Source organism: Shewanella sp. S1-49-MNA-CIBAN-0167 (genome assembly GCF_040310145.1).
Classification (GTDB): Bacteria; Pseudomonadota; Gammaproteobacteria; order Enterobacterales; family Shewanellaceae; genus Shewanella; species Shewanella psychromarinicola.
The window spans coordinates 1-13155 of sequence record NZ_JBEOPO010000020.1; the positions used below are offsets into that span (position 1 = coordinate 1).

At 41.7% G+C, this 13155-nt stretch carries 13 protein-coding genes; 7 read left to right on the plus strand and 6 right to left on the minus strand.

The window, feature by feature from the left end:
- From AAEZ00_RS10955 to pspA, 6 genes are all read right to left on the minus strand, one after another.
- On the minus strand, positions 1-791 hold a 791-nt coding region (locus tag AAEZ00_RS10955; RefSeq protein WP_351088633.1), incomplete at its 3' end, for a tyrosine-type recombinase/integrase.
- A gap of 298 nt (positions 792-1089) precedes the next feature.
- Positions 1090-2181 (minus strand): TIGR01620 family protein, encoded by a 1092-nt coding sequence (locus AAEZ00_RS10960; RefSeq protein WP_124013367.1) that lies wholly within the window; start codon positions 2179-2181, stop codon positions 1090-1092.
- A 35-nt stretch (positions 2182-2216) separates the two neighbouring features.
- A complete protein-coding gene (locus tag AAEZ00_RS10965; protein WP_101030338.1) occupies positions 2217-3659 on the minus strand; it encodes a YcjX family GTP-binding protein in 1443 nt (480 codons plus the stop codon).
- A gap of 52 nt (positions 3660-3711) precedes the next feature.
- On the minus strand, positions 3712-4107 hold the full coding sequence (pspC, locus tag AAEZ00_RS10970; RefSeq protein WP_101030337.1) for an envelope stress response membrane protein PspC: 396 nt from the start codon (positions 4105-4107) through the stop codon (positions 3712-3714).
- On the minus strand, positions 4094-4333 hold the full coding sequence (pspB, locus tag AAEZ00_RS10975) for an envelope stress response membrane protein PspB (RefSeq protein WP_101030336.1): 240 nt from the start codon (positions 4331-4333) through the stop codon (positions 4094-4096). The genes pspC and pspB overlap by 14 nt, the downstream gene beginning before the upstream one ends.
- 19 nt (positions 4334-4352) lie before the next feature.
- The gene (pspA, locus tag AAEZ00_RS10980) at positions 4353-5036 is read right to left on the minus strand and encodes a phage shock protein PspA (RefSeq protein WP_101030335.1); all 684 of its coding nucleotides are present in this window, start codon (positions 5034-5036) and stop codon (positions 4353-4355) included.
- Positions 5037-5227: 191 nt separating this feature from the next.
- On the opposite strand from pspA, the gene pspF reads away from it, so the two are divergent.
- The 7 genes from pspF to fabV all read left to right on the plus strand — a co-directional run bounded on the left by pspF (position 5228) and on the right by fabV (position 13010).
- Positions 5228-6307 (plus strand): phage shock protein operon transcriptional activator, encoded by a 1080-nt coding sequence (gene pspF / locus AAEZ00_RS10985; protein WP_101030334.1) that lies wholly within the window; start codon positions 5228-5230, stop codon positions 6305-6307.
- Positions 6308-6390: 83 nt separating this feature from the next.
- On the plus strand, positions 6391-8016 hold the full coding sequence (locus AAEZ00_RS10990; RefSeq protein WP_124013369.1) for an ABC transporter substrate-binding protein: 1626 nt from the start codon (positions 6391-6393) through the stop codon (positions 8014-8016).
- The gene (locus AAEZ00_RS10995) at positions 8017-9048 is read left to right on the plus strand and encodes an ABC transporter permease (protein WP_101030332.1); all 1032 of its coding nucleotides are present in this window, start codon (positions 8017-8019) and stop codon (positions 9046-9048) included.
- Positions 9035-9925, plus strand: a complete 891-nt coding sequence (locus tag AAEZ00_RS11000) for an ABC transporter permease subunit (RefSeq protein ID WP_124013370.1) — start codon at positions 9035-9037, stop codon at positions 9923-9925. The genes AAEZ00_RS10995 and AAEZ00_RS11000 overlap by 14 nt, the downstream gene beginning before the upstream one ends.
- A gap of 3 nt (positions 9926-9928) precedes the next feature.
- Positions 9929-10936, plus strand: coding sequence for an oligopeptide/dipeptide ABC transporter ATP-binding protein (locus tag AAEZ00_RS11005; protein WP_124013371.1), 1008 nt, complete (start codon positions 9929-9931; stop codon positions 10934-10936).
- Positions 10917-11702, plus strand: coding sequence for a peptide ABC transporter ATP-binding protein (locus tag AAEZ00_RS11010; protein ID WP_101030329.1), 786 nt, complete (start codon positions 10917-10919; stop codon positions 11700-11702). The genes AAEZ00_RS11005 and AAEZ00_RS11010 overlap by 20 nt, the downstream gene beginning before the upstream one ends.
- Positions 11703-11807: 105 nt before the next feature.
- The gene (gene fabV / locus AAEZ00_RS11015) at positions 11808-13010 is read left to right on the plus strand and encodes an enoyl-ACP reductase FabV (protein WP_124013372.1); all 1203 of its coding nucleotides are present in this window, start codon (positions 11808-11810) and stop codon (positions 13008-13010) included.
- Positions 13011-13155 lie beyond the last annotated feature (145 nt).

Genomic DNA, 13155 nt, shown 5'->3' on the forward strand with positions numbered 1-13155 from the left:
GCGGTAGTGTTAAGGCTGTTGTGGCCGAGTAAGTGCTGTACTGAGCGTAAATCTAACCCTTGTTCGAGCAGATGAGTGGCATAGCTGTGGCGTAAATTATGTGGGCTAATGGATTTGTGAATGTTGCAGTCGCTAATCACTTTTTTCATCGCCTTTTGAATGCCACCACGGTCCATTAGTGAGTCAGGTTTACCGTCTTTACCAGGAAATAAAAGCTGAGGATGACGATGAGTTTGCCAGTAATATCGCAGCGCTAACAATGTGCGCTGTGGTAAGGGTATTAGCCTATCCTTGCCACCTTTGGCATCACGGATATGCACCTGCATCAGAGCTGAATCAATATCGCCAACCTGTAATGAAATCGCTTCACCGAGGCGCAATCCCATACTGTACAAGGTTAAAAAGCACACTTGATATCGCAGCTTATGGGTGAGGCTAATGACGATGGATACTTCGGCAGGGGTCAATATATCGGGTAAACGTTTAACCTGCGGAGGCTTCACAATACTCAGCCACTCCCAGTGCTGGTTAAGAACATATCGATAGAAAAACTGTAATCCATTACGGTCGAGTTTTACGGTGCTCCAGGAGTGAGAGGCAATTAAATCAGCGAAGTAGCGTTTTAAATCATCGGTTGAAAGGTTATCAGGGCAACAGTCAAAATAAGCACTAATACGCCTGACAGCGCGGCTATAAGCGTCGATGGTAGCAGGCCGCTTGCCTTGCAGCGTTAAATTGGTAAGATGTTGTTCATAAAGACAATCAAAGCGTTGTTGTTCGTGAGCGTTCATAGTAATACTCCTAGATAGCTGCCAAGGTAGGCAGGGTCTAGTAAGTATTTATGATGGGGCTAAAGATGTGTTTTTATCTTTTCTGCCGCAGAGCGGCTTCGTTCAACAAACAGCATAAACCCATAAATATTGCAGTTAATGTCAATGGTGATTTCATTAGATTCTCCTTTCTGTCCTTAATTTGCTGGTATGCGTCCTTCTCCATTACCAAGCTCGAACGATTCGGAACGCGTAGGGTTTCCGGATCGGAGGCTAACTGTAGTCAATAAACTCACATTGTACAAAAAAAACACATATTTTATTCGTTCTTATCAACAGGCTGAGTTTGTTTCGATTTGTTTTTGGACATCATTGACGAGGTAAACTGCTTTAATTCACCCAATAAATGCTGATGAACGTGGGATAATTTAGGCTTATTGTGTTTATTAAATGCAATAGGGCGACACAAACTCATAGCTTGATAACCGAGTCTTGCGGTAAGTAAACCGCCACCGAGCCCCTGTGCAATTCGGGCAGATAACTTGCCGGTCATTTCCACCGATAATAATTGGGTCCCTAAATCGGTAATCACCTCTGTGCTCCCCGCGTAAATAAGATTAACCACAATGCTACGAATAAGTTTTATCCGACTCCAATAACCTAACTCAATCGCATAAATAGCAGCGACTTCATTGATCATTTTTTGATTACGCCACAAAATAATAGCCATATCCAGCGCGGCGAGCGGACTGGCCGCTAATAATAATGCCGACTCTGCAGCAAAACGATTAACTCGCTTTTTAGCAAGTAGATCACGTTCAGACAACACAATATCTTCAAATAATACAACGATTTCAGCATCATTATGTTCATGGCTACAGGCTTGTAGATATTGTTGCTTTGCCTCGTTATTTGGGTATTTGGCTAATATTGGTGCCAGAAATTGTTTAGCTTCACCCATTTGCATGCTTTGCGACAACCGTTCAGCTTTCGCTTGATGGTCACTCACCTTTTTAAGATTAACTAATTTACGCCATTCTTTAAGGGTCAACACCATCGCCCATACACTAACAATGGATAACACTGTTGCATAAAAACCAAATAACCACGGACTTTGCTGAAGAGAGTCAATTAACCCCATCACGGTTTGAACTATGACGAAGAACACCAAACCAATAATCGATAATCTTGCCAATAGTGACCAACGCTTGGGTGTTGCAGGTTTAATGCTGTCTTCCATTGAGGCTGGTAATTCTATTAAGGATTTCTCACAAATAAAGTCAATGTCTTCAAACGGTTTAGCGGGCTTAATAGGATCCGCTTTGGAATGCGCCTCTTGAGTCACGATTAAGTCTGACTCCGTAAATATTTGCGATTTCTTTATCGGCGAACTATGTGTAGATTCATTCATAACTAAGGCCCAAATTATTGCTCAAAATAAATCCATTAAGACAATTTATCGCCTAATAGGAACTCTAAAAGGTGATCGAGACGAATGTGTTCAAATTGCGGATTGTGATCATGAATATGACTTAAATTAGGCGGCAGAAAAGCACTAAAACTAAATCCTTGTTGTTGCCAAAATTCTGCATCAGGTAATGATGCCGGAACATCGCCAGGATATAAGGTCACTTTCTTACCATCAAGCCCAGTCCCTTTTACCACTTCTTGTTGAACACCATCAATATTGACCATCCCATGTTGAGTGGCCTTAATCGCACTTATCGCCATGGTTTCAACTTCACTGCCTTCAAAATTGGCATAATGCTGGCTTTGTTGTAGCATTGCGGTTAACAAACTGAGCACATGACTCTGTTGATCACGAGTCACTCTGTCTACTTGGCTAGCAGCAAATAAAACTTTATCAATCCGCGGTGAAAACAGACGTTTTATTAAACTCGACTGACCAAATTGAAAGCTCTCCATAATGCTGTTAAGTGCACGGCCCATGTCATTAAATTGCGCCTGACCATGATTAAGCGCATTTAAACAATCAACTAATACCAATTGGCGATCAAATCGAGAAAAGTAGTCACGATAAAAGGGCTTAACGACTTGTGATACGTACTGTTCATAACGCCGTTTAAGTACGTGATAATTTGAATCACTTGAGCTTGCAGATAATTCCGAATGCTGAATTGGACTCAAGGTAATCAATGGAAAGAATGTCAGTAACGGGGTATTTTCATATTCACCCGGTAATAACATACGCCCTGGTTGGGCGTGATAAAACCCCTGTTGCCGAACCAAATCAACCAATAAGGTTTGATACAAATCAGCAATGTGCTTAAGTTGTTGTTCATCCGCTAATAGGCTTAAGTCTAACTGCTCTACTGCCTGATTAAATGCCGCAAATAAAGGTGAATGGCTTAAACATGTCACGGTGGCCTGTTGCGACAAACACCAATGGGTAAAGTCTTGTTTAAGCATAGGTAAATCAAGTAACCACTCACCAGGATAATCAACAATATCGACATACAAGGTTGCGGTATCCGTCAACTTTGCTAACAAGCCTTGTTGTGGCTGATACTTAATCGCCAAGCGTAATTCAGTAATATTTTTGGTTGAAGCGGGCCAATAGGGAGGCGACGAGCTTAATGCATTTATTGCACCTTGATAATCAAAACTGGCAATATCTAAATCAGGTTGCATGGCACGGTTGACGGCAATTAATCGACCTTCGCGCGCCACTTGCCATAATGGTAAAGGATTGTGCTTGGCCCCTTTCCCGGCATGCAATAATTGGTTAACTAATCCGCTGATAAAAGCCGTTTTACCTGCACCTGATAATCCAGTCACAGCTAACCTAACATGACGGTCGGTACTACGATGAACCAAAGATTGCGCGGTTTGAGTGACGTGAAACAAGGAACGATCTAAAAATCTCATGATGGCTGATGGCTCCCCAAAAACACGGGCGGAAAACCGCCCATTAGTAGGATTAAAGACTATTTATTTGGCGTTTAAGATCAAAGTTGTCTGAAGTGACATGTTCTTCGAGTCGTCGTAAACGGACTTCTAATCCATTAAATTGACGATTAACATCAAACAACGCTTGCTTTGCAGGTTCACCCGCTTGCCAAACTTTCTTTTTAACTTCAATATCTTTGTGCTGATCTCTGTGTTGTAAGTTCTGTGGCTTAATATCTAATATCATCCATAAGGCAATATAAATAACAAACACAAACCCTGAGCCACCGAGTAAGAATATCGACACAGCGATGACACGTACTAGCCATGTTTCAAAGTTAAAATAATCAGCGATACCTGAACACACCCCAGCCACTTTACCACTTTTGGGGTTGCGGTATAAAGTACGACCATTAGCTGAGCTCATGTTTTGCTCTCCATTCTGGTGATTCAGTATCTAAAATCGCTTCTAATGTTTCGATGCGACTACTCATTTTCTCAGCTTTAGCAATTAAACCATTAAGCTGATTAAATTCTTCCTCAGTGAGTCCCTGGCTCACTTGTCGCTTACTGCGATAATGAAGAACCAACCAGATAGGTGCCACAATCACCATAAAGATGATAATTGGTGCAATAAGAAGATCCATATCCATAACTCACCTCTGAATAAATTTATGCTTTAGATTTAGGTTGTGCTTTTGCACTCATTTTTGCTTTTAATGCTGCTAATTCGTCATTGACAGAGTCTTCTGCTTCTAATGCTGCAAACTCGTCAGCGAGAACGTTCTTTTTACCTAAATCATATGATTCTACCTGTGCTTCAATCCCTTCAACTCGACGCTCATATTGTTCAAACTTCATCATCGCATCATCGATTTTGCTTGAATCAAGCTGCTTTTTTACTTCTAAACGTGAAGTGGCAGTTTGCTTACGCATAATGATGGTTTTTTGACGAGCACGGGCATCATTCAATTTTTCTTGAAGTTGAGCGATTTCATCTTTTAAACGAGCAACATGTTCTTCAACAACTTGCAGTTCCATTTCAAGAGCTTGCAGTAAACCAACTGTTTTTTGTTTTTCACTCAAAGCAGCTTTGGCTAAGTCTTCACGATCTTTGGATAACGCTAACTCAGCTTTATTCTGCCAATCTTGAACCTGCTCTTGAACACGAGCAATCCGACGAAGTAATTCTTTTTTCTCAGCCAATACTTTCGCTGAGGTTGAACGTACTTCAACAATAGTGTCTTCCATTTCTTGAATGATAAGACGGACCATTTTTTCTGGATCTTCGGCTTTATCAAGTATTGAGCTGATATTTGAATTAACGATATCAGCGAAGCGAGAGAAAATTCCCATAATGTGTTCCTCAAAATTAACGTGGATGTCGCAGTTAGTAATACACATTACGTGCCAATATTTACAAGTTAAATAATATCATACACTTAAACAAATATTTAACTTTTGCTTTCTTTTAACACTCAAGCCATTTATTATGATTTTCACCAATTATTAGTCTAAATCACTAACAATTTTGCGAGTAGCTAACTGTGAGTAAACAATTTCAGCAAAATAATCTCATCGGCCAATCTAATGCATTACTTGAAGTATTAGAACATGTGTCTAAAGTCGCGCCATTATCCAAGCCTGTGCTCATTATTGGTGAGCGCGGCACTGGCAAAGAATTAATTGCAGAACGACTACACTACTTATCTCCTCGTTGGGATCAAAGCTTTATTAAACTTAATTGTTCTTCACTAAGTGAAAATTTACTCGAAACTGAGCTTTTTGGCCATGAGTCTGGTGCATTTACTGGCGCAAAAGGTCGGCACGAAGGTCGTTTTGAACGCGCTGATGGTGGAACACTCTTTTTAGATGAACTCGCAAACACCTCGGGATTAATCCAAGAAAAGTTATTACGTGTCATCGAATATGGTGAATTTGAACGAGTGGGTGGCAGTAAAACAGTTCAATCTGATGTTCGGCTTATTTGTGCCGCCAATGAAGATTTACCGACCTTGGCAGAAAATGGTGAATTTAGAGCTGATTTACTCGACCGTTTAGCCTTTGATGTAATCACCTTACCTCCATTAAGACATAGAACCGAAGATATCATGACATTAGCAGAATATTTTGCTATTGGCATGGCAAGACAATTATCACTGGAATATTTTGGCGGTTTTAGTCCGCTGGCGATAGAACAATTAATGATGCACAGCTGGCCAGGGAACATCCGTGAATTAAAAAATGTCGTCGAGCGAAGTGTTTATCGCGAAGGGACTGATGGCCAAGAAATTGATCATATTATTTTAGACCCTTTTGCATCACCCTACCGTCCAGTAAATAGAGTCAAAACCCGAGAACGTCAAGCTATGCAGATTGAACATGCCACGGCCTCTGTTGCTGAGCCCATTGAGTCCCGTATTAACACCGACACATCAGCCGTATTGAGTAGCATCGAATTTCCAATAGATTTTAAAGAATATACCGAAAACAGTGAAATAGAATTATTGCAACGCGCATTGGCTGAAGGCCTGTATAATCAGAAAAAAACCGCCGATTTATTAGGCTTAAGCTATCATCAACTTCGTGGTATTTTGAAAAAGTACAACTTACTCGATAAGAGCTGAATGAAGCTTGGATATGCTCATTGCCCCAATGCAATGAACACTGTTAAAATAACCACTCAAAATCGATAAAATATGATCACACCATGCCTGTTATAGTAAAACGTTGGTACCAGCTGATGTCTCTATGTCTATCCAGCGTTATGTTGGCTGCATGCGGACAAGCACAATTACCTTCTGGTCTCGTATATTGTAGCGAAGGTAATCCCGAAAGTTTTAACCCCCAGCTTGTCACATCTGGCACCACTATTGATGCCACTTCACATCAGATTTACAGCAGATTGGTGAATTACAGCCAACAAAAAGCCGAGATGACTCCCGGCTTAGCAACATCATGGCAAATCTCCGATGATGGGTTACGTTATCTATTTACCTTGCGTGAGCATGTTAGCTTTCATAAGACGCGGCACTTTGCCCCTACAAGAGATTTTAATGCCGACGACGTGTTATTTTCATTTAACCGTATAATTGACCCCTTGCACCCATATCATTTAGTCAGCAGAACCGGTTATCCATTTTTTCAAAGTATAGGTTTTGCTGATTTAATCGATAAAATTGAAAAAGTAAACGATTACCAAGTTATCTTTCATTTAGTGCGTAAAGATGCTTCTTTTTTATCTAATCTCGCCACTGATTTTGCCGTAGTGTTATCGGCAGAATATGGTTATCAACTTTTAGCCCAGGGCAAGCCTGAAGATATTGATTATTACGCTGTAGGCACAGGACCTTTTCAGCTCAATCAGTATGTTAAAAATGAATATATTCGCTATAAAAAGAATCCAGTCTATTGGGGACCCACGGTTGAGATAGACCAATTGGTGTTTGATATTACCCCAAGAAGCACCGCGCGCATTGCCAAATTAATCACCGGAGACTGCAGTGTTTCAGCATTGCCCAAAGCGGGTGAGCTTGCAGTACTTAACCAACATAAGGATATTATTGTCGATACCAAACCCGGACTGAACGTGGCATTTTGGGCATTTAACACCCAAAAACCGCCATTAGATGATGTTAGGGTAAGGCGAGCGCTTGCACATGCTATCGATAAGAATAATATTTTAGACGTGGTATATAATGATACCGCCGTAGAGGCTACAGGGGTTTTGCCTCCAGCATCATGGGCTTATTCGAAAAACTTATCGCCTAATGAATATAACCCTGAAAAAGCCAAAGCTTTACTGCAACAAGCAGGCGTATCTAATTTATCCATTAATGTGTGGGCCATGCCTGTGGCGCGGATTTATAATCCTAGCGCACTGAAAACAGCGGAGCTTATTCAGGCAGATTTAGCCCGTATTGGGGTAAAACTTAATATCATTAGCTATGATTGGAGCGTGTTCACCCAGAAGTTAGCCAGTTCTAATTATGATTCGGTTCTCATTGGTTGGAATGCTGATAATAGCGACCCCGATAATTTTTTTACCCCGTTATTAAGCTGCGCAGCATTAGCCTCTAACAATAATCGCTCTCGCTGGTGCCAAAAAGACTTTGAACACTTATTAACCCAAGCCCAAAGTGTCTCAACTCAACCAGAACGTAAAGTTTTTTATCAAACCGCCGAAGCGATTATCAGCGATCAAGTTCCTATGGTGACACTTGCTCACGCTAAAAAAGTGGTCTTGAAAAAGAACAATATTACTAGCATGCAAATTAGATCTTATGGCGGCATTTCATTTGCCGGAACAACCAAAACAAAAGAGGAAAACCAATAAATGTGGCGTTACCTCTTTAGGCGCATAACGCTGTTTATGGCCACATCACTGTTAATGATAGCAGTGCTATTTATGGCATCGGGACAATTTCCTGTCAGTAAAACTTACTCGCTGTCGGGGATTCAGTACCCAACGATTGAGCAAAAACAGCAAATTGAACAAGATTATCAATTAAACGATAATCAATTATTGCAGTTTACTGCCTATTTACGCCAGCGTTTGTCGGGTAACTTAGGGATATCCAGTAACTCGCAGCAAGAGGTTTCAGAGGAACTGGCTTCAGTATTGCCTGCTTCATTTGAGCTGTCGTTATTTTCAGGATTTATTGCGGTGTTCTTTGGGGTTCCCATAGGTATTCTGGCTGCCTTAAGCAATAATAAAGCGCTTCAACATAGTATTTTAGCGGTCACTTTAACGGGTTATTCTATCCCGGTATTTTGGCTGGGGTTAACCCTATCTATGTGGTTTGGAGTCAATTTAGGCTGGTTGCCGATTTCAGGCCAAATTAATTTACTTTATGAAATTGAACCTGTCACGGGCTTCATGTTAATAGATACCTTATTATCTGATTCTGCTTATCGCATTCCGGCATTTCATGATGCTTTACTGCACTTGATATTACCCGCAGTCACTTTAGCGGTACTTCCCTTTACATTGGTGGTGAGGATCACTCGACAAGCCATTTTAAATGTAATGAATAAAACCTATATTCGAGCCGCTGAAGCGCGAGGTTTACACACAGCTAAAATACTGTTGCGCCATGCATTACCCAACGCCTTAATTCCAGTGCTAAAAAGTATTGGTTTAATGCTGGGATCGTTTGCTAGCTATGGCATCGTGGTTGAAGTTATCTTTTCGTGGCCAGGTGTAGGCAGCTGGTTAGTTTCGGGCATTTATCAGCGTGATTATACCGTCATTCAAGCAGGCATTTTATCTGTCTCATTATTAATCATTTTCTTGAGCATTTTGATTGATTTGCTTCATACCGCAATCAATCCAATGAGCAGAAAGGAATTGTATGCCTCGAATTAAAATTTACCAAGAAGATCATATTGCCTCACCGCTGTGGCGAATGTGGAAAACGTTTTCGGCTAATCCATTTGCCGTAATCGGTCTATGGGCCGTCATATTTTTATTAATATTAACTATTTTCGCCCCGATCATCGCGCCTTATTCGGCCGAGATGCAAGACCAACAAGTATTACTATTGCCGCCATCATGGGATCCTGCCGGTTCAGTAGAACACTTTCTTGGGACTGACGATCTTGGACGAGATATTTTTAGCCGCATCTTACACGGCGTACAATTAACCTTTGGTATGTCACTACTTATTGTGGCGGCTTCGCTGTTTTTTGGCTTTATTATTGGTTCGCTTTCAGGAATGATGCGCGGTATTAAGTCGAGTATTCTGGGTCACTTATTAGATGCACTCCTCTCTATTCCTTCATTATTAATGGCCATTTTAGTGGTCGCGGTTATGGGGCCAGGACTTAATAATGTGTTTTGGGGCGTGGGGATCGCGATGGTTCCACAATTTGTCCGTGTTATTCATCAAGCCGTTCATGAAGAGCTACAAAAACAATATGTCACTGCAGCAAAACTAGACGGTGCCAACTCATTGCAAGTTTTTTGGTATGTGATTATGCCCAACGTATGGGATGTGGTGATTATTCAGGTCACGATGGCAATCTCTGCGGCGATATTAGATATCGCTGCACTCGGTTTTTTAAACCTCGGAGCTCAGGCACCGAGTCCAGAGTGGGGGGCGATGGTCGCACAAGGGCTTGATAATTTACTGCTCGCACCTTGGACCGTAAGTATCCCTGGTATCGCCATTTTGTTTACCGTGTTATCGGTTAACTTAGTTGGTGATGGTTTACGTTCTGCGCTTGCACCGATAAGAAACTAACTTATGCCTTTACTCGATATTCGTAATCTCACGATTGAACTAGATACCCCCGAGGGCATTGTAAAAGTGCTCGAAAAAGTCAGTTTGACAATCAACCCAGGTGAAATTCATGGGCTGGTTGGCGAATCAGGCTCTGGGCGCAGTTTGTTAGCCAAAGCGATTTTGGGGGTGTTGGGTCCTAATTGGCATATTATTGCCGATCGTATGATGTGGGATGGAAAAAACTTATTGGAAATGAATGCCAAACAACGGCGTTGCCTAATGGGCAGCGAAATGGCGATGATTTTCCAAGATCCTTCAGGCAGTTTAGATCCGGTTAAAACCATTGGTAGTCAATTAATTGAAGCTATGGTGCCCAATAAAAATATTCCTTTTTGGCGACGCAGTCATGCGACCTATTTAAACGCGCAAAAATGGCTCCACAAAGTGGGTATAAAAAAACCCAAAATGCTAATGAAATGCTATCCATGGGAATTGTCTGAAGGCGAATGCCAAAAAGTCATGATTGCAATGGCTGTCGCCAATCATCCCAAACTACTCATTGCCGATGAGCCAACCAACTCTATGGAGCTTAATACTCAAGCGCAGATTTTTAGATTATTATCACAACTCAATCAACTGCAAAATGTGTCCATTTTATTGGTCAGCCATGAGCTCGAAACCATGGTGCATTGGTGTGACAACTTAACCATTCTGTACAGTGGTCAGGTTATGGAATCAGGACCCGTTAACGAAATGGTGGCCATGCCCTATCATCCTTACACGCGGGCATTATTAAAAAACCTACCTGATCATACTAAAAAAATGCGTCACAAAGCTAACTTACCCACACTGCAAGGGTCGGCACCGTCTCTGCAACATTTACCCGCGGGTTGTCGACTCGGCCCACGTTGCCCTGAAGCGCAGCGAACTTGTGTAAAACAGCCTAAACTTGAACATATTAAAGACCGCTATTTTGCCTGCCATTTCCCTTATAAAAGTGAGCAAGAAGATGACGACACCATTGCTTAAAGTGACTGAGTTAAGTAAGCAATACTTAACCGGTTATAAGCGTTTTAAACCTCAATATTATCAGGCATTGTCTCCAGTCTCATTTGAACTCGAGCGCGGTGAAACACTGGCAATTGTGGGAACAGTGGGATCAGGCAAAAGTACCCTTGCCCGAATTTTAGTCGGTGCAGAGCAACGTAGTGGCGGCGAAATATTTTTTGAAGGTGAAACATTAGAAACGCATAATTTAAAGCAGCGATGTCGGTTAATTAGAATGATTTTCCAAGATCCAACCACCTCGCTAAATCCACGTTTATCCATTGGTAACTTGCTTAAAGAACCGTTGCGATTTAATACACAATTAAATTCAACGGAACGTAAAGCCTTGGTCATTGAAACCTTAAGAAAAGTCGGCTTATTGCCCGAGCACGCAGACTTTTATCCGCACATGATTTCAGAAGGCCAAAAGCAGCGTGTCGCCGTTGCGCGGGCATTAATGCTTAATCCCAAAATTATTATTGCAGATGAAGCGCTGACAGCACTGGATTTATCGGTTCGATCTCAAATTATTAATCTGCTATTAAAACTCCAAAAAGAGATGGGTTTATCCTATATTTTCGTTTCACATAATCTCAATATTATCCGTCATGTAAGTGATAAAATTATGGTACTGCAAAATGGTCATATGGTTGAAAAATCCACCACTGAGGCCTTGTTTACCGCACCACAGCATGAATACACCCAGCGACTCATTAAAGAGCAAAGTCAATTTATGCAAAAGCGCTAAACTGCTCCAACCACTATGGTTTTGAGACCTTTTTAGCAAAAATCAGTGCCATTTAGTCGCCGAACTATTTATCCTAGAGCCAATGTTAAAGGAAGAAGCTTAAATATGATTATTAAACCTAAAATTCGTGGCTTTATTTGTACCACGACTCATCCTGTTGGCTGCGAAGCGAACGTAAAAGAACAAATCGAACTAATTAAAGCCAAAGGCAAAATGGCTAATGGGCCAAAAAAAGTACTGGTTGTCGGTTCTTCAAGTGGCTATGGCCTATCTTCTCGTATCGCTTCAGCATTTGGTAGCGACGCCGCCACCATCGGGGTGTTTTTCGAAAAACCAAGTTCTGAAACTAAGCCCGGTACTGCCGGTTGGTACAACACAGCGGCATTTGACAAGTTTGCCAAAGCAGAAGGCCTGTATTCAAAAAGCATTAACTGTGATGCATTCAGCCATCAAGCAAAGCAACAAGTTATTGAGCTTATCAAGCAAGATTTAGGTCAAATCGACATGGTGGTTTACTCACTGGCTTCTCCAGTTCGTAAATTGCCAGACACCGGTGAAGTTATCCGTTCATCACTTAAACCAATTGGCCAAACGTATACTGCCACGGCTGTTGATACCAACAAAAACACCATTATTGATACCTCTGTAGAGCCTGCTACTGAGCAAGAAATTGCTGACACCATCACGGTAATGGGCGGCCAAGATTGGGAATTATGGATGAGTGCGCTAAGCGAAGCTGGCGTATTAGCTGACAATTGCAAAACGGTTGCTTATAGCTACATTGGTACCGAATTGACTTGGCCTATTTATTGGCATGGCGCCTTGGGTAAAGCCAAAATGGATTTAGACCGCGCAGCTCACGCCCTTGACAGCAAATTATCAGTTACGGGTGGCTCAGCTAACGTTGCGGTGTTAAAAAGTGTGGTGACACAAGCGAGCTCAGCAATTCCCGTAATGCCACTTTACATCGCGATGGTATTTAAGAAAATGCGTCAAGAAGGCTTACATGAAGGCTGTATTGAACAAATCTACCGCTTATTCAGTGAACGCCTATACCGTGTTGATGGCCAAACACCAGCTGTTGACAGCGAAAATCGCTTACGCCTTGATGATTGGGAACTTCGCGAAGAAATTCAGCAGCATTGCCGTGATTTATGGCCGCAAGTCACCACTGAAAACTTAAGTGAATTAACTGACTACGATGAATACAAACAAGAGTTTTTAAAACTGTTCGGCTTTGGTATTGATGGTATTGATTATGAAGCCGACGTTGATCCGAGTGTCACGTTTGATGTGATTGAGCTATAGCATAAGTGAACAGGAAGCATAAGTGAACTAGAAGCTCAGTTATAGCACGTTAACGTAAAAAGCCGTAATGCCCTGCATTACGGCTTTTTTATGACTCCAGTCCCGCCCTGAAAGATGTTTACTATTTTTGAGCCGGGCACACACA

What these genes read in the sequence shown, in the direction of transcription:
- AAEZ00_RS11005 (WP_124013371.1), top strand. Translation starts at nt 9,929, where the DNA reads ATGCCTTTACTCGATATTCGTAATCTCACGATTGAACTAGATACCCCC.
- pspC (WP_101030337.1), bottom strand. Translation starts at nt 4,107, where the DNA reads ATGAGCTCAGCTAATGGTCGTACTTTATACCGCAACCCCAAAAGTGGT.
- AAEZ00_RS10990 (WP_124013369.1), top strand. Translation starts at nt 6,391, where the DNA reads ATGCCTGTTATAGTAAAACGTTGGTACCAGCTGATGTCTCTATGTCTA.
- AAEZ00_RS10965 (WP_101030338.1), bottom strand. Translation starts at nt 3,659, where the DNA reads ATGAGATTTTTAGATCGTTCCTTGTTTCACGTCACTCAAACCGCGCAA.
- AAEZ00_RS10995 (WP_101030332.1), top strand. Translation starts at nt 8,017, where the DNA reads ATGTGGCGTTACCTCTTTAGGCGCATAACGCTGTTTATGGCCACATCA.
- AAEZ00_RS11010 (WP_101030329.1), top strand. Translation starts at nt 10,917, where the DNA reads ATGACGACACCATTGCTTAAAGTGACTGAGTTAAGTAAGCAATACTTA.
- AAEZ00_RS10960 (WP_124013367.1), bottom strand. Translation starts at nt 2,181, where the DNA reads ATGAATGAATCTACACATAGTTCGCCGATAAAGAAATCGCAAATATTT.
- pspA (WP_101030335.1), bottom strand. Translation starts at nt 5,036, where the DNA reads ATGGGAATTTTCTCTCGCTTCGCTGATATCGTTAATTCAAATATCAGC.
- fabV (WP_124013372.1), top strand. Translation starts at nt 11,808, where the DNA reads ATGATTATTAAACCTAAAATTCGTGGCTTTATTTGTACCACGACTCAT.
- AAEZ00_RS11000 (WP_124013370.1), top strand. Translation starts at nt 9,035, where the DNA reads ATGCCTCGAATTAAAATTTACCAAGAAGATCATATTGCCTCACCGCTG.
- pspB (WP_101030336.1), bottom strand. Translation starts at nt 4,333, where the DNA reads ATGGATATGGATCTTCTTATTGCACCAATTATCATCTTTATGGTGATT.